The sequence below is a fragment of the Dysgonomonas sp. Shenzhen-Wh21 genome, assembly GCF_043392705.1.
Classification (GTDB): domain Bacteria; phylum Bacteroidota; class Bacteroidia; order Bacteroidales; family Dysgonomonadaceae; genus Dysgonomonas.
Map to the genome: position 1 here is coordinate 30,638 of NZ_JAIXHZ010000209.1, position 16,480 is coordinate 47,117.

At 37.6% G+C, this 16,480-nt stretch carries 14 protein-coding genes; 4 read left to right on the forward strand and 10 right to left on the reverse strand.

Translation table 11 applies throughout. The features are described from left to right. Positions 1-141 precede the first annotated feature (141 nt). The 3 genes from LDB17_RS14290 to rlmD all read left to right on the forward strand — a co-directional run bounded on the left by LDB17_RS14290 (position 142) and on the right by rlmD (position 5,511). Positions 142-2,649 carry a DUF2339 domain-containing protein gene (locus tag LDB17_RS14290; RefSeq protein ID WP_252638445.1) on the forward strand — a complete coding sequence of 836 codons (2,508 nt, stop codon included), beginning with the start codon at positions 142-144 and terminating at the stop codon, positions 2,647-2,649. Positions 2,650-2,661: 12 nt separating this feature from the next. Continuing rightward, positions 2,662-3,870 (forward strand): hypothetical protein, encoded by a 1,209-nt coding sequence (locus LDB17_RS14295; protein WP_252638446.1) that lies wholly within the window; start codon positions 2,662-2,664, stop codon positions 3,868-3,870. 231 nt (positions 3,871-4,101) lie between these two features. Next, on the forward strand, positions 4,102-5,511 hold the full coding sequence (gene rlmD / locus LDB17_RS14300; protein WP_252638447.1) for a 23S rRNA (uracil(1939)-C(5))-methyltransferase RlmD: 1,410 nt from the start codon (positions 4,102-4,104) through the stop codon (positions 5,509-5,511). An 83-nt stretch (positions 5,512-5,594) separates the two neighbouring features. Here rlmD and LDB17_RS14305 read toward each other — a convergent pair whose 3' ends face one another. The 5 genes from LDB17_RS14305 to LDB17_RS14325 form a co-directional block, all read right to left on the reverse strand. Next, positions 5,595-5,840, reverse strand: coding sequence for a GlsB/YeaQ/YmgE family stress response membrane protein (locus tag LDB17_RS14305; protein ID WP_252638448.1), 246 nt, complete (start codon positions 5,838-5,840; stop codon positions 5,595-5,597). A gap of 79 nt (positions 5,841-5,919) precedes the next feature. Further along, positions 5,920-6,204 (reverse strand): transcriptional regulator, encoded by a 285-nt coding sequence (locus tag LDB17_RS14310; RefSeq protein ID WP_252638449.1) that lies wholly within the window; start codon positions 6,202-6,204, stop codon positions 5,920-5,922. Then, a complete protein-coding gene (locus LDB17_RS14315; RefSeq protein ID WP_252638450.1) occupies positions 6,197-6,817 on the reverse strand; it encodes a hypothetical protein in 621 nt (206 codons plus the stop codon). The genes LDB17_RS14310 and LDB17_RS14315 overlap by 8 nt, the downstream gene beginning before the upstream one ends. Before the next feature lie 15 nt (positions 6,818-6,832). Continuing rightward, positions 6,833-7,486, reverse strand: a complete 654-nt coding sequence (locus LDB17_RS14320; RefSeq protein ID WP_252638451.1) for a hypothetical protein — start codon at positions 7,484-7,486, stop codon at positions 6,833-6,835. 30 nt (positions 7,487-7,516) lie between these two features. Next, entirely contained in the window at positions 7,517-9,679 is a 2,163-nt protein-coding gene (locus LDB17_RS14325; protein WP_252638452.1) for a TonB-dependent receptor, read from the reverse strand. A 161-nt stretch (positions 9,680-9,840) separates the two neighbouring features. Between LDB17_RS14325 and LDB17_RS14330 the strand changes: the two genes are divergently transcribed. Further along, positions 9,841-10,083, forward strand: a complete 243-nt coding sequence (locus tag LDB17_RS14330) for a putative signal transducing protein (protein WP_006841975.1) — start codon at positions 9,841-9,843, stop codon at positions 10,081-10,083. 22 nt (positions 10,084-10,105) lie between these two features. On the opposite strand, the gene LDB17_RS14335 is transcribed toward LDB17_RS14330, so the two are convergent. The 5 genes from LDB17_RS14335 to LDB17_RS14355 form a co-directional block, all read right to left on the reverse strand. Continuing rightward, entirely contained in the window at positions 10,106-11,311 is a 1,206-nt protein-coding gene (locus LDB17_RS14335; RefSeq protein ID WP_006841976.1) for an ABC transporter permease, read from the reverse strand. Then, positions 11,308-12,477, reverse strand: coding sequence for an ABC transporter permease (locus tag LDB17_RS14340; RefSeq protein WP_252638453.1), 1,170 nt, complete (start codon positions 12,475-12,477; stop codon positions 11,308-11,310). Before LDB17_RS14340 ends, LDB17_RS14335 begins: the two co-directional genes overlap by 4 nt. 3 nt (positions 12,478-12,480) lie before the next feature. After that, complete coding sequence (locus tag LDB17_RS14345) at positions 12,481-13,473, reverse strand: HlyD family secretion protein (protein ID WP_135107097.1); 993 nt, start codon at positions 13,471-13,473, stop codon at positions 12,481-12,483. Positions 13,474-13,628: 155 nt separating this feature from the next. Continuing rightward, positions 13,629-15,023 carry a TolC family protein gene (locus LDB17_RS14350; protein ID WP_252638454.1) on the reverse strand — a complete coding sequence of 465 codons (1,395 nt, stop codon included), beginning with the start codon at positions 15,021-15,023 and terminating at the stop codon, positions 13,629-13,631. A 164-nt stretch (positions 15,024-15,187) separates the two neighbouring features. Further along, positions 15,188-16,480, reverse strand: a 1,293-nt coding sequence (locus LDB17_RS14355; RefSeq protein WP_393925106.1) for a S1 RNA-binding domain-containing protein, incomplete at its 5' end; no start/stop codon positions are given.

Here is a 16,480-nt window from a genome sequence, read left to right on the forward strand (position 1 = left end):
AAAATCCTCAGGAATATTTTTCTGGGGATTTTTTTGTTAAAATTTCTATTTTATCATATTTTATCTAAAAAAGTGCTATTGTTCGATATTACATGTATTTTTACAGGATTATTAAGCTATTATCAACTTAACAAGAATCTTATGGAAGGCTTTCTGATATTATTAGTTATCATTATATTAATCGTCATAGTTGTATTTCCCATTATTATATATGCAAAAGTAAGTTCTATCCGCAACGATATTGAATATTTGAACAATAGTTTCAATGATCTGAACTTTAAACTAACACGTTTTTTTAAAGAAGCTGGTTCTCAAGGAGCAGTAAAAGAAAGACTTGAGGTAGTTGATGAGCTGTCGGCTATGGAGAACGTAAATTCAACAGATGTAGAAGTCAAGGAGCCGGAGGCTGTAGATGAGACTTCTCTTCCGGATATTCATATCGCTGCGTTTAAAGAAATGGTACTCGATGACGAGCCTGTCGAGGAGATAATATCAGTCGTTAATGAACAGAAAGAAGAAACTATTCCTTCGTTTGCCGCTTCTATCGTTCATGAAAAAGAAGAAGCTGTTGTAGAGAGTATACTTCAAGCATCCGAGCCAGCTTCTACAAATGAGACTATGGATTCTGAGCGAAACTTTGTAGAAAGATTTCTTGGTGAAAACTGGCTGAGCAAAGTAGGGATTGTGACTTTGGTGTTGGGTATTGCCTTCTTTGTAAAATATGCTATAGACCGTGATTGGATTAATGAAATCGGACGTGTAGGTATAGGATTGCTTACCGGAGGTATAATCATCGGTATAGCTCATAAGCTCAAAAAACAATATCATGTCTTTTCTTCGATACTGGTAGGTGGTGGTATTTCTGTCTTTTATATTACAATAACATTGGCATTTAGAGAGTATGAATTGTTTAGCCAACCCATTGCTTTTGTATTGCTTATAGCCATAACAGTTTTCTCTGTTATTCTCTCACTCTTATATGACCGCAAAGAATTGGCCATATTTTCTTTGCTTGGTGGCTTTGCATCACCACTGATGATAAGTACAGGAGCTGGAAATTATATTGTACTGTTCTCTTATATATTAATTCTGAATACAGGTATGCTTGTCATTTCTTTTGCTAAGAAGTGGCGTGTTATAGGTATTATGTGTTATGTGCTTACTTTGGGATTCTTTTGGAGTTGGTTGTTAACCGCTTATCGAGATCATAGTTTAGTACTTGTTACGCTGTTTGCTGTATTGTTTTTCGTGCAGTTTTATCTATTGGCTATAATAGATCACCTGAGGACAGAAAAAAAGGTTACGGCCTATCAGAGTTTACTTATATTATCCAATAACTTGTTTGTATTCCTTGCCTGTTTATATGTTTGGGATCAATATCAATACGATGTAAGGGGGCTAATAACAATAGTTTTGGCAGTGTTTAATGCAATTGTTATGTTTACCTTATTCCGACGTAGCGAAGTGGATCGGAATCTCATATATCTGATTATAGCTGTAGTGATGACTTTTGTCAGTCTGGCTATTCCGATACAGCTCAATGGCCATGTTATTACCATGTTTTGGGCTGCTGAGGCTGTTGTCTTGTTATTGCTGTGGCGTAGATCACGTATTAATGTGTTTTGGTTCGGCTTTGGTATCATCTGTTTGCTAACGGTAATTTCTTATGTGATGGATATTCACAACAATTATTCTTACGATCCCGAATTACCAATATTGGTGAATAGGATAGTTATCACAGGAATAGTGGTAATAGTAGCTTCTGCCATTTGTTTGTTTATCTTGAGAAAAGAAGATCCTGATATGGAAATCGAAATACGAGGATTTGACTTATTATCAGTCGGTGCTGTAGTCAAGGTATTTAAATATGTTCTTATTACTTTGGCTTATGTAATGCCATTCTTAGAGCTAAACTATCAATTAGAACGCTTTACAGATATTGACTTTTACTCGAGCTTTAGGTATTTGTGTATGGCTACATATACAGCCTTGTATATCGCATTATTGGCTTTTATATACAGGAGAAAAGCTTCGGCAGCTTTTACTTATGTTTTATTGCTTGCTTCTATGATTTGTTATGGCGCTTTCTATTCATATATGGCTATAGACCTGCGCTTCGATATATTCTATGGCGGTATGTATAGTACAGCTCATTTTCTGATACATTACCTATCATTACCGGCCGTTATATATATCGCTTACTTGCTTGTGAAAAATATAAAGTCATTGCCTCAAGAATGGTTCTCTCCTATATGCTGGGTGTTGGTTGTCTTATGTGTACTGATATTAAGTATAGAAACCGATCATACTATCATTGCATTGTTTGGGAATGTAGAGAATTATGACTTCTTGTTATACGATGTCCATACCTTTGGTTATCCTATCTTATGGGGTGTTTTGGCAATGATTTTGATGATATGGGGCTTGAATGGAAAAGAGGTGTTGCTGCGTAAAATATCACTGATATTCTTTGGTGTTATTATACTCAAGTTTTATGCTTACGATGTGTGGCGTATGTCACAGGCCGGTCGGATTGTGTCGTTCATTATTTTGGGAGTTATCCTGTTGTCGGTATCCTTCTTGCAACAGAAGATAAAAACATTGGTAAAAGCTGATGAAGTAGAAGAAATTGAAGAAAATAAGGAATAAAAACTAAGACTGATGAAAAGAATAATATTTACATATCTGCTTTCTCTTTTTCTCTTTCAAGTCTCTGGGCAGTCACTTTGGCGTGCAGAAATAAAGCCTGTACAGGAAAAAGGCTATTATAATATAGAACTAGATCAGCATATAATAGCGAAGTCTGTTGCGTTTGACTTGTCCGATTTGAGGATATACAATAGTAAAAATAAAGAGATCCCTTATTTTCTGCGAGCGGTGAGTCCGGTGCAGGAAGTAAGTCGATTTGAAAGCTATTCATTAAAGCAGAATATTGAAAAGGATAGTCTTAATATTGTTGTTATAGATAATACAAAGCTAGATGATATAAGTCGTTTTTATATTTTTATACGTAGTGCCGACGTCAATAAATATGCTTCAGTGAGAGGGAGTAATGATATGTCGCAATGGTATATCGTAAAGCAGAAAACCCATATTTATAGCTTGGGGCACAAGGCGGATAATAACGAAGAAGCCTTACTGCTCGATATTCCCCAAGGAAACTATAAGTATTATGAGATAACGATTGAAAATGATCAAAACAGTCCGTTGAAAATATTAAGGGTAGGTGATTATGCAAGCTCTAATATTTATGGACAGTTTTCTGAAATCAGTCTAGGGCGGTTTGTGGCAAAAGATAGTATAAATAAAAAGACATATATCAGTTTTCCCGATTTGCACGACACATATAAGATCAATCGACTGGAGATATCGGTACAAAGTGATGCTCATTATTTGCGGCATGTTCTTTTATCTGATACAATCAACAGAAAGACTTTAAGGTTCGATTTGTCGTCCAAAACGGATAACTCTTTCATCGTCGATTATTTTCCTCTTGGTAAGCAAACCTTTATAGCTATCGAGAATAACAATAATCTCCCGTTAGATATTACTTCAATCAAAGCGTATGGGTTGAATCGTTATTTGTGCGCTTACCTGGAGCAGGGTGAAAAGTATTATTTGGAGGTTGGACTGAAGTCTAAATCATCACCTGATTATGACATAGATCACTTTAAGAATGATATTCCTGTAGATTTACCTATTGTTAAAACTGAGAATCTATCTCAGATAGATATAGCAATTGCTGCTCCGCCTGATAGGCAGCCCTCACTGATTGAAAAGCCTCTTTTCTTATGGACGGTTATTATTCTAATTGGTTTATTTCTGACTTTTGTCTGTTACAAGACTATTAAGGAAATGAAGAAAAAATAGGATAGAGGCCATCAGGTTATATCTTTTGTTCTAATTTATCTTATATAAGTGATCCGTGATATAGATATCCTTTTTATAGCTTAATATGGAAAAGTGACGATAAAAAATAAGTAAAAAAGTGTCACTTTTGTCACCTTTTTCTAAAGCTCTCGAGATAGCCGGTGTTGCTATCACCAAAAAGCGAAAAAATAGAATTATCTTTGCACGCATTTTATACTCAAATAAAGATCAATGGCCAGAAAGAAAAAAGAACTTCCGTTAATAGAAAATGTAGAGATCGTAGATGTAGCCGCAGAAGGCAAAGCGATAGCCAAGGTAGACGATTTGGTTGTGTTTATACCATACGTTGTGCCGGGCGACGTGATCGATTTGCAAATAACCCGCAAGAAAAATAAATATGCGGAAGGGAAGCCTGTCCGTTTTATCTCATACTCACCAAACCGTACAGAAGCATTCTGTGAACATTTCGGTATCTGTGGCGGCTGTAAATGGCAAGTCCTGCCCTATGCGGAGCAATTAAAGTATAAGCAAAAGCAGGTTGAGGATAATTTGACACGTATCGGAAAAATAGAGTTACCCGATATTCATCATATATTAGGTTCGGAAAAAGCACAGTTTTATAGAAACAAATTAGAGTTCACTTTTTCGAATAAAAAATGGCTTACCTTGGAGCAAATCAATTCCGGCGAAAGTTTTGATAATATGAATGCGTTGGGCTTTCACATTCCGGGTATGTTTGATAAGGTGTTGGATATAGACAAATGCTGGCTGCAAGATGATATATCGAATCAGATTCGCAATTTTATACGTCAATACTGTTACGATAAAAACTATACTTTCTTTGATTTAAGAAATAGAGGAGGATTGATGCGCAACCTTATTGTACGGACATCCACAACGGGTGAACTGATGGTGATTGTTGTATTCTATGATGATGAAAAAGAACAACAAGAAGACTTATTGACGGCTGTTGCCACAGAGTTTCCTCAAATAACGTCATTACTCTATATTGTCAATCAGAAAGCGAATGATACTATAACAGATCAAGACGTTCTGGTATGGAAAGGAAATGATTGTATATATGAAGAGATGGAAGGCTTAAAGTTTAAGATAGGTCCTAAGTCTTTTTATCAGACAAATAGCGAGCAAGCTTATAACTTGTATAAAATAGCACGTGATTTTGCAAATCTATCGGGCGATGAACTTGTATATGACCTCTATACAGGTACAGGTACTATTGCCAACTTTGTAGCCTCTAAGGCAAAGAAAGTGATAGGGATAGAATATGTAGAGGATGCGATCTTGGACGCAAGAGTTAATTCCCAAATAAATAAGATAGATAATACGCTGTTTTATGCAGGCGATATGAAAGATATCCTTACACAGGACTTCATCAATGAGCACGGACGCCCTGATGTGATTATCACTGACCCTCCACGTGCAGGTATGCATGATGATGTGATAAAGACAATTCTTTTTGCCGAGCCCGATCGTATTGTATATGTTAGTTGTAATCCGGCTACTCAGGCACGTGACTTATCTTTGTTGGACGAAAAATATAAAGTGGAAAGAGTACAGCCTGTAGATATGTTTCCTCATACACATCATGTAGAGAATGTAGTATTGCTGGCGAAGAAATAAGAATTAGTTAAAAGCAGAGAAAGAGGCATACTCGTTGGAATATACCTCTTTCTCTGCTTTTAAGAATTATATCTTTTTATACTCTATTCTTTTTTCTTAAATAAGGATATTATCCAAAGCAGTACGATTGCTCCTATAGTAGACATTACCAGGTTGCCTAGAATACCGTTTACATCCAACCCGAGCAGTGTAAATATCCATCCACCGAGTAATCCTCCGACAATACCGACTATAAGGTTTAGTATAAGTCCGAAGCCACTGCCTTTCATAATCTTGCCGGCTATAAATCCGGCAGCTATACCTATTATTATCGACCAAATGAATCCCATACTCTTTTATTTTTATGTTAATAAAATTGAACTCTATCTTTTATAACACGCTTAATAAAGATATGGTTTGCTTCTTGCATTATTTCTTAATATAACTTTGCAGATTTTTTACGTATTTGTCAAATGCATCTATGCCTGTTTGAGTTATTTTGCAAACGGTGCGGGGTTTCTTCCCATCAATGAATTTGCGGACGTTGATATATCCGGCTTCGCTTAATTTTTCTATTTGTACGCTCAAGTTACCCGCAGTTGAACCTGTCTTCTCTCGGATGAAGACAAAGTCAGCTTCTTCTACAGATAGCAGCAATGATATTACTGCCAGCCGTAGTTGCGAGTGTAAGAGTGGATCAAGCTCTTTAAACATTTTTAACGGCTTTACGGTTTGCTATATGTACCGGTACACAAAGTCCAAGGATAGCACATATACCCAAGATAATAAATTGAATATCACCACTGGCAAAAATATAACTTAATGTGCACATTAAGGCTCCTCCCCAAAAAATACATGCTCCATAAAGGTATGGTCTGAATCGGCAAGCGATCGAGGTTGTAAATTGTGCTGCACCCATCATTGTTAAAATTATAGGGGTTATGAGGATTCCCAGAAAGCCTGAATGTAAAGCGTATGCTGCTCCATAAATAGTTATAAGAAAGATAGCAACAGATATAGCAAATGCATTCCAGATGTGTCTTACTATTTTATCTATATGTGTTTTCACTGTCGCACTTCTCGAATATCTCCTCTTTATTATTCTTGATATTATTATCATTGGTATCATTGTTAGCCAAATCCAGAATGATTGGTTTGGATCGTCTAATGTATGGATGAGGATGAAATTGGCAAAAGCGGTTGCTGCCACTACATATCCACTGAATATACTCGTTCTAATGCCTCCTTCCTGAAAATTGTTTCTCGCTTGCGAGATCATTTCATTGATAAGCTTCAAGCTATCTTGTTCGGTGAAATTATTTTCCATTATGCCGGTATTATTTTATTTATTGCACTTCGCTGAAATTTGTATCATAAAAGTTTCGCCCCAATGCGGTTGGCCTATTGTTTTTTGTTCTTTTTGATATAGTAATTTTGCTTTACTTATCTCTTCACAAAAATCATGTTTCGAGCGAATAAAGTCTGGTAAAAAACTTTCATAAAAAGCCAATAAAAAGATTGGTCTCGGATTTTCCGGGTTCAGCTTTATAGCCTTCTCATAGTTACTGATTACATCATTAAAATATTTTTGTCCATTTACTGCGGGATTAGTCATCGATAATCCATTGTAATAATACCCATACAAAGTACTGACTTCTGACTTGTCGGCATCGGTAAATGAATTTAGCTTGTCAAGACTTGCTTTTACCGTTTCGAGAATGGCTTCATTGTTTTCTGCCTTCGGGCTGTAATATACCATTTGTATTCCTGTGTATGCTACATAGTAAAGAGGTAGCCATTCTTTGTCATATTTCAAAGATATCCGTTCAAATTGATTCCGGATTGTTTGTAACTCGTTTACCGATTTGGCCGAATCTAATTTTAATACTGTTTTCTCCATTACTTTCAAATAGGTTGAATCAGTATTTGTTATTGCTGATAAAGCCATTGGTACAATTAGTATTGCTATACAAAGATAAAATTTAAACGTTTTCATAAGAATATAATTAAGGGTTAATGTTTTATTTTAAAATGTTGCCGGATCGTATGCTACTTTTCCACTCAGTGTCCAGAAGAATCCGATGAAGAAGAAATTATTTTGATACGACTTTATAGGCTTTGCTTCATATCTGCCCGATGTATTCGGGTTCGGATTATAATCATACCCATATATGTTGGTTCTGCCAAGAATATTTGAAGCACTCGCATATATGATTAGCCTTTTGTGTGCCAATACAGTCCAGCTAACATCCAAAGAGTTGTAAGCGGGAGTTGTTTCGTTCATTACACCGGGCAGATTGGGATTGTGATATGCACGCCCACTGGCAAAACGGTTTGTAACTCCAATTATGCTTTTTAATTTTTCGTTCGAATATCTTAGAATGACCGATGCATTATGTTTTGTAACAAATGGCGGCGTAACTTTTTTATTGTATTCGGCATATTTTCGCTTCGAATCATTGTATGAATACGATAGCATATATTCTAAGGATTGCTTGTTCCCTGTTCTGAACCCATCTTTATACATTAGGTCTACGCCTTGGCTATATCCATGTCCATCAGAGTGATAAAAGTCGTCATATATGGTAGTTAGTTTATTATATTTCTTGTGGTAAACTTCTACTCTGAATACTCGATAATTTGTAATTGTATTTTGTGCACTTAGTATATATTGTGTTGTATTCTCTTGTGACAGGTGATTGTTGTAAATCAAATTTTCGTTGGGGGAAGTTTGCTGATATTTTCCTGCGACAGCCGATAATACAATGTCTTTCTTTATATTGTAGTTTAAGGCAATGCGGGGAAGTAGAGCAAAAGACTTGTCTAACGAAGCATACTCGATACGTGATGATGCGTTTAAGAGCAGCTTGTCTGATAGATTAAAATCATTGCTGAAGAATAATCCTTCGATATTATGATTTACTTTTCTTTCTATACTTTTCTCGTCCATGTAAGTCATTTCATATTTTCTGACCAACGCTTCTGTACCTACTGCAAGCTTATACAAGCTCGAAAATCTTTTCTCAGCCTTTGTTTTTAAATGGAGTTCACTTTCATCCGACTTAAACAAGTCATTCGGTACTCTGGCATTATTTATATTCTTCTTATTCCATGAATAAGCTACTCCGGCGAAGTAATTTATCCCATTGGTAAATCGCTTTTTGAATGTGCTGTTTAGGTATAGGTTATCTTCATCAAAATCTAGTTTGCGATCAATATTACTGAATGCGGGAGTCTCTCTTTTCTTAAAAAGAGTTTTGTCGTAAGTGAAATATGTTTTAAGATATGTTTTGTCTTCTAGCTTAAACCGAAACTGATTGGCTGCCGATATTCCTTGATAATACTTATCCCAATCCGGCTTTTCGTCAGGGAATATAAGTTTTGTATATGGCTCAAGATTTGTATAATTTACATCAAAAGAAGCTGATCCTTTATCCCACGATTTTGTGCCTCCCGTTCCCAAGCCTACACTAGTTAGGCTAGCTCCTATCTTCGTAATAGTGCTTTCGTCTTTAGTCGACAAGGGCAGTACGCTCGACAAACTTTGAGTATACTCCGGCGAGAAGCCTCCCGTAGAGAAGTTTATCGCATCAAATATAAATGTAGAGTGCCTTCCCCTCACTGCTGTGTTTGCCGGCATGGATGTATATGGCGACATTACGTGCATCTCGTCTATATAGGTCTGAGTCTCATAACTGCTTCCGCCTCTTACTTGCAGTTTGCCGTCTGTGCCGGATATTTGAGCACCGGGTAAGTTTGTTATAGATTTATATAAATCTCCTTCCGAGCCTGCCGCTGTAACTAGATCGATAGCATTCTTTTTTTCCAGATTCGATCCTCCTTTTAGCTGGAAACTACCTGCCGTAACGACTACTTCATTCAAGTTTGTTAGGTCGGGCTTCAGGTTAATAGCTAAGTTGTTCAATTTCGAAACATCGGAAGTGATAGAGAACGGTTTATATCCTACAAATGAAGCTATCAGCGTAACAGACCCTTTCTCTTCAGTTTCTAAAACAAAGTGTCCGTTCTCATCGGTACTCGTTCCATCCACTGTATTTTCTATATAAACATTTGCGAAAGCTATGCCTTTGCTGTTTTCGTCTCGTACATATCCTTGTATTTGAATCTGGCTAAATGCCCTGACTGATAGCGTTAATAGAGTTATTATAAGAGTTAACCGGAGTATCATATTTTTTACTTAAAGTGATTTATAATATTTTATTCTGTAAATGTAAAGTAGTTTATGGTATAAACCGAATTATTTTATAAATAATTGAAATAAATATTCTTCGTCTTGTCTAATTTGTTGATTATATCTACATTTATAAGTGGATAATAAATCTAAAGATTATGGATGAACTGGTTACTTTAAAAAGCGCTGACTTTGAAGCTAATTTGGCTATAGCAAAATCATTTCTGATTGACAATGGCATAGACTGTGTTGTAAATGGAGAATATCTTACTGTTTACACCGCAGGGTTAGGTACAGCCAGATTACAGGTCAGATCGGAGGATTACAGGCGTGCCGCAGAGTTACTTATAGAAGGTGGCTTTGCTAAGCGAGAAGATTTTGACTTCGAGAAATATCAATAGAAGATGAAGAAGAGTTGAAGATTTATTCAACTCTTTTTCTTATCATACCTTTGTATTCCGGGTCGTAATTCTGTATCCACCATTTATACATTATGGTTGCCGTAATACAATATATTCCTGCCTGTATCCAAAGAGCTATATATTCGAACCACACATCATTCAGAGTAGCTCCCATTGTGTTTATTTTTATAAATCCGTGAATACCCGGTGTAGACGGAACAATATATGCTATCGCCTTTATGGCTGTAGGTATCTCAGTCCAAGGCCAAGATATACCCGATATAAATATAAATATGACACTGGTAAATACAAACAACATCATTCCAAATTCACGCTGCGAGCAGAAGTAGGAGAGTGTCATTGTAAAGAATGTAGCCGATAACAGGAACGGCATAAGAAATGCTGCAATTGTCAATGGGTCTCCTATCTGCGGAAACTTGAAGATATATGGTATTACCCGTAGTACCCATACCGAGATTAGCATGTATAAAGAGGCATAGCAAAAGGCCTTGCCTATCGTTAGCTTTATGGCGCCTACATTTTTGCCTTGGGCTGTGTGCGATGCTATTGTAAACCGTTTCTTATCGTTGTGTGTACCAACAATAGTAGCGATACCCAGAAACATAGTTTGCTGTATAATCAATATAAGTATCGCAGGAACAAGGAAGCTTGCAAATCCATTCTGTGGGTTATACATCGGAACCCATTCATTCTCTACTGTTTGTCGAGTAGTCGCATCTTCTTCCTGACTGCCGCTTCCGGTTTCGACAACGCGTATATCCGCACCCATATCCAGCGATACTTCGGTAGCACTGAGTATCATTGCCTTATAAAACAGTAGACTGCTCATGTCGGCATACACGCTAACTTTCGTTTGCTGCTGAGTATGTATATCTTTGCTGAAGTCTCTGGGGATATACATTATTCCGTAAGCCTCTTTCCTGCGGAGAGCTTCACGGGCTTCTTCCATGTCCGAAGCGTATCCTATTACTTTTACATCGGCTGTGGCATCTACCTTTCTTTTAAATTCCCTTGATAGCGAAGAGTTTGAATCATCTACAAATATAACTTTTACCTCATGTACAGTTTCGTTATTGTATATAAAGCTATACAGTACAGGGTAGGCCAGCGGTACTATAAAGAATAGTAATATGACTGCCGGGTCTTTGAATATGACCTTTAGCTCGTTAATCCAAACATAATATATGTCAAGTAGTAATCTTTTCATAGCTCATATACGTTATCCTTCAGTAATTTTCTTACAGTACCGAAGAAGAATATTGATAGCAACACAAAGCCAAGCAGTGCCGCATAATGATACATGGAGTAGCCCACCGCTATACCATTTAGCGCCTGATCTACATAGATAAGGAAAAAATGCCTTAGCGGGAATAAGTTGCTCAATGCACTCAGGCTTCCATCCATTGCCAATGTAGAGAATGAAAATCCTGTGATAGAAAATGATACCATTCCTATGAGGCTGGCTATGCTTAGCGCGAATCTGTAATTGCGGAATATTCCCAAAAGGATGACGCCTGCTCCCTGTGCTGCCAGGATGAGGCATACATAATTAAAAAACATAGGCCAAAAACCATTATGCAATGGAAATCGATTGATGTAATAAAGAACTGCCATAAATAATAATGCTATCCCCATATATATGATCGTGTACGGAAGTAGTTTACCTATCATTACTTTGATGATGGAATTGTCTCCCATAGACATCAGTTTTGAACCGTTACCCGCTTTTATTTCCGAACCGAAAGCTGATACGGTAAACATCAGGATAATCAATTGCAATATACCCGGCAAGAGGACATTGTTCAGATATACCGAATAGTTGAGCCAAGGATTTCCTGTGGGATGCGCATCTATGGTAATAGGTTGCAAGATCGGCATAATCTGGTTTTCTGTATAGCCCTTTGCCGTTGCGGTCTTTAGTCCTACTGAGGCCGAAGCCAGCGTAGATATTGTTTTCAAGTCTTGAAATAACAGAGAGCCCGATATTAAAAAAGCATTGTTGGTATAATAAACCAATTTGGGGCGATTGCCTGAAATTGCATCTTTCGTAAAATCTTTCGGTATGGTCAGTACAGCATATACTTCCATTCGCTCCATCTGATGCCTTGCTTCTTTAAACGAAAGGCTTTTGTACTTTATGTTTGTTTTTTCAAAAGCATCCAACTGGCGTATCAAAGAGCGTGTTGTAGTCGTATTGTCTAAGTCTACCACCGCAATAGGTATACGTGAGGGTAGCCCTGCGCTCATCATCCACATCAAAATAATCATGGACAATAGCGGAGCAACGAATATCCCCCATATACATATTTTGGATGAGGATATACGTATCCACTCCCTTTTGAATATGGCTAGTATACCGGTTTTAGAGCTCATTTGTTATTCTTTAATGATAAGTGACATTCCCGGCAGTACATCGATTGCTTTGTCGTTGAATCGTGCTTTTACCTCAAAAGTCTTTCTGTCGTACTGTCCTGTTGTTTTGGTTGCTTTCCATGCTGCATACGATCCCAAATCTTTGACATAGTATACGGTCATCTCTACTTCCTGATCCAGTGCCGGAACGTATGCCTTGAATGTCTTACCTATATCTTTATAGTTCTTTAGATGGTCTTCTCTGATGTTGAATGAACCCCACTTATCGTCTAGTTTAGCAACATTCATTATCGGAGCTCCTGTACCTACCAACTCTCCTTCGTTCGGAAATTTTTCGGTAACCTTTCCGTCAATAGGTGAGATCAGATAGCTTTCAGAGATGTAAGATGATACTTCTGCTACAGCACCTTTCGCTCTTTCCAATAAGGCAAAGGCGGCTTCTTTGTCTTCTTTTTCTGCACCGTTTACAGCCATGTCGTATTGAGACTTCGCGGCTTTTTCTGTTGCAACCGATGCGTTGTATTGTGCTTCGGCTTCATCTCTCTTTTGTGCGGTTACAACACCTTTGTCAAACAAGTTTTGAACACGCTTGTACGACTTCTGAGCTATGTCTGTTCCTACTTTAGCCTTTTGCCACATTTCGTATGCCCCTTGGATTTGCTCTACGCGTGCACCTTTTATTGCTTTTTGGTTTTGTGCCGCAGCCCCTTGCTGTGCCGCATTTGCCTGTGCCAGCTTAGCGTCGATGTCAGGGATACTTAATATAGCAAGAGTGTCACCTTTTTTTACATAGCTTCCTTCGTCTACCATATATTTTGCTATACGTCCGGGCACTTTGCTTGATATACGTACTTCGGTTACATCCGCTTCACCTTGTATGATGTTGTCTTCTTGGTTGAGGAAGAAGAAACCGTATAAGCCAACTAGAATAATAACGGCGGCAAAAATCAGAATAGGTATGAGTTTAGAACCTGTTTTTTTGTTTTCTGTATCCATATCTTTATTTGTTACTTTTTTTCAAATATATATCGATTTGTTAATCAGTTGTTTTAGGTCTAAAAGGTGACAAAAGTGACACTTTTTTTATTGTTTTCCCAGTTGTATACTTTTATCATCTTAGTTCCTTATATATAGATAAATATAAGATGTTTTTAAAACTTACGACCCAATGCTTTGTTCAGGTATATTCGGCATAAGATAATGTCGATCTGAGCATCTATAAGATCCGAGTGAGCCGATAACCAGGCTGTGTGTGCTGCTATAACATCCGACGAAGGGATTACTCCTTCTTCGAATCCTACGTTTGCGTATCTTAGATTTTCATCAGCCTTTTCTGTGTTTTTTTGTGCAGTCTTTAGCTTTTTGTTTGCTTCCGACAGTTTGTATGCTGATTGGTTTATTTGCAGTTTAATTTTTTCTTTTGCATCCTCCATTTCAAATTGTTTGACACGTGTTTCGGCTTTTGCTACATTCAGTTTTGCCGAATTAGACGCAAAATTCAAAGGGACTTTTAGTAGTACTCCTACATTCCACATTCCGGCGAACTTGTTTTCCAGACCGTCAAACAAATTCGGATTTGTCCATAAATAGTTTGCTGTAAGTGCAACATTCGGCATAAACTCGGCTACCGCAATCTTTTCTTTCTTCCCATATATCTTTGTGGCTAGCTCGAGACTTCTTATCTCTGTCCTGTTCAATATGGCTTCGTCTATGTTGGGTATAGCTTCTACGCCTTCATCGGTTGCAATGTCTGTTATATTTTCATCTTTCAATGTAAGCTGATCGTTAATCTCCAGTCCACATATTTGCGCCAATAGCATTTTTGAAAGACTCAGCCCGTTTTCAGCTTTTGTAAGAGTCATCTCTGCCTCATTTAGTTTTACGTTCACTGATAGCCTGTCGGCTTTTGTGGCTACGCCCTCTTGCTCCATTGCAGAAATATCAGAGTCCATCTTTTGCATGAGTTTAACATACGCCTCCGCCAACTTCCTCTTATTGGCTACTGATACAACCTGCCAATATGCATTGTCTACCTCCACGATAACTTCTGTCATTTGAGTCTCTTTCATCGTTTTGGCTAGGTCTTGAGCATAAGATCTCAAATCATTGTAAGCAACGATCTTTCCTCCCATAAACAACGGTTGTGTAAGCGTAAATCCTCCCGCCCATACGTTTTTGATGTCTACCTTTCCTAGATCATGAATGCTATTGCGGATTTTGTCGTCTATCGGAATATTATTGCCTATTCCGGGAATCTCTATCGGGAGAGGTATGGATGTCGGTATGGCAGAAGATGGAATGAGATACAAATTCTTCTCATTGCGCAAATATGCTCCCGTAAACGATATCTCGGGGAAGAATTTGGTAAGTGCATCCTTCTTCTCATAATATGCTATTCTCTCTTGCTCAGAAGCGATCTTGAGCGATTTGTTGTTCTCTATTGCAAGTTGTCGGCATTGCTCCAGCGATAGAAACTGTTGTGCCGAAACTGTGGATGCTATACTAAAAAAGAAAAATAAGGCTAATCCTAAACTCTTAGTATTCATATAGTGGTTTTATGTGTTGATTGCTTATGCAACTAAAATGCAAAATTAGATAGTCTTTTCATATATACAAAATGTACAGAGAACTTTCACTTTTATTTTAACATTTTAAACGAAAAAGGGTTCACTAATTAGTGAACCCTTTTATCAGAATATCAAAAAGATATTTATTTGTTATCTCCCGAAAGTTTTTCTTTCAATGCTGCAAGCTCTTCTATATCGCCTAATGTAGTTTTTTCTACGTTAGATTGAGTTGAAGTTTCAGCTTGTTCTTTCTTAGAAGATTTTTTTGCTCTTTTTTCAGCAGCAGCTTCTTTAGCTTCCGGCTTTTCATCTTCAAACACACGGCTGTGAGATACGATAATTCTTTTAGAGTCTTTGTTGAACTCGATTACTTTGAAATCAAGTTTTTCATCGATCTTAGCTTGAGAACCATCTTCTTTTACCAAATGTTTAGGAGTTGCAAAACCTTCAACACCATAAGGAAGAGAGATTACTGCTCCTTTGTCAACCATTTCAACAAGAGTACCTTCGTGTACAGAACCTACAGTAAATATAGTTTCGAATACATCCCAAGGGTTTTCTTCAAGTTGTTTGTGACCAAGGCTTAAACGACGGTTTTCTTTGTCTATTTCAAGTACTTGTACTTCGATGTCAGCACCTATAGCAGTAACTTCGCTAGGGTGTTTGATTTTCTTAGTCCAAGAAAGGTCTGAAATGTGGATTAGTCCGTCTACACCTTCTTCTATTTCTGCAAATACACCGAAGTTAGTGAAGTTGCGAACTTTTGCAGTGTGCTGGCTTCCGATAGGATATTTTTCTTCGATATTTTCCCATGGATCTGGTTTCAATTGTTTGATACCAAGAGACATTTTACGTTCGTCGCGATCAAGAGTAAGCACTACAGCTTCTACTTCGTCGCCAACTTTCATAAAGTCTTGTGCACTGCGTAAGTGTTGAGCCCAGCTCATTTCTGAAACGTGGATCAAGCCTTCTACACCCGGAGCGATTTCGATGAATGCACCGTAGTCAGCCATAACCACAACTTTACCTTTCACCTTGTCGCCTACTTTAAGCTCAGCGCTAAGTGCATCCCAAGGGTGAGGAGTCAATTGTTTCAATCCTAATGCAATACGTTTCTTGTCATCATCGAAGTCAAGAATAACAACGTTGATTTTCTCATCCAATTTAACCACTTCTTCTGGGTGTTGTACACGTCCCCAAGAAAGGTCTGTAATGTGGATTAGTCCGTCTACGCCGCCAAGGTCGATAAATACACCGTAAGAAGTGATGTTCTTAACTGTACCTTCAAGTACCTGACCTTTTTCAAGCTTAGAGATGATATCTTTTTTCTGTTGTTCAAGGTAGTGAAAATCAACCACGAGTTCAAAAACGTTGTTGTTTCTCACAAAGCTCTTATCGAAGCTGAACTTGAACAACAGAAAAAAGATATCATCTCT

What these genes read in the sequence shown, in the direction of transcription:
- LDB17_RS14290 (WP_252638445.1), top strand. Translation starts at nt 142, where the DNA reads ATGGAAGGCTTTCTGATATTATTAGTTATCATTATATTAATCGTCATA.
- LDB17_RS14295 (WP_252638446.1), top strand. Translation starts at nt 2,662, where the DNA reads ATGAAAAGAATAATATTTACATATCTGCTTTCTCTTTTTCTCTTTCAA.
- rlmD (WP_252638447.1), top strand. Translation starts at nt 4,102, where the DNA reads ATGGCCAGAAAGAAAAAAGAACTTCCGTTAATAGAAAATGTAGAGATC.
- LDB17_RS14305 (WP_252638448.1), bottom strand. Translation starts at nt 5,840, where the DNA reads ATGGGATTCATTTGGTCGATAATAATAGGTATAGCTGCCGGATTTATA.
- LDB17_RS14310 (WP_252638449.1), bottom strand. Translation starts at nt 6,204, where the DNA reads ATGTTTAAAGAGCTTGATCCACTCTTACACTCGCAACTACGGCTGGCA.
- LDB17_RS14315 (WP_252638450.1), bottom strand. Translation starts at nt 6,817, where the DNA reads ATGGAAAATAATTTCACCGAACAAGATAGCTTGAAGCTTATCAATGAA.
- LDB17_RS14320 (WP_252638451.1), bottom strand. Translation starts at nt 7,486, where the DNA reads ATGAAAACGTTTAAATTTTATCTTTGTATAGCAATACTAATTGTACCA.
- LDB17_RS14325 (WP_252638452.1), bottom strand. Translation starts at nt 9,679, where the DNA reads ATGATACTCCGGTTAACTCTTATAATAACTCTATTAACGCTATCAGTC.
- LDB17_RS14330 (WP_006841975.1), top strand. Translation starts at nt 9,841, where the DNA reads ATGGATGAACTGGTTACTTTAAAAAGCGCTGACTTTGAAGCTAATTTG.
- LDB17_RS14335 (WP_006841976.1), bottom strand. Translation starts at nt 11,311, where the DNA reads ATGAAAAGATTACTACTTGACATATATTATGTTTGGATTAACGAGCTA.
- LDB17_RS14340 (WP_252638453.1), bottom strand. Translation starts at nt 12,477, where the DNA reads ATGAGCTCTAAAACCGGTATACTAGCCATATTCAAAAGGGAGTGGATA.
- LDB17_RS14345 (WP_135107097.1), bottom strand. Translation starts at nt 13,473, where the DNA reads ATGGATACAGAAAACAAAAAAACAGGTTCTAAACTCATACCTATTCTG.
- LDB17_RS14350 (WP_252638454.1), bottom strand. Translation starts at nt 15,023, where the DNA reads ATGAATACTAAGAGTTTAGGATTAGCCTTATTTTTCTTTTTTAGTATA.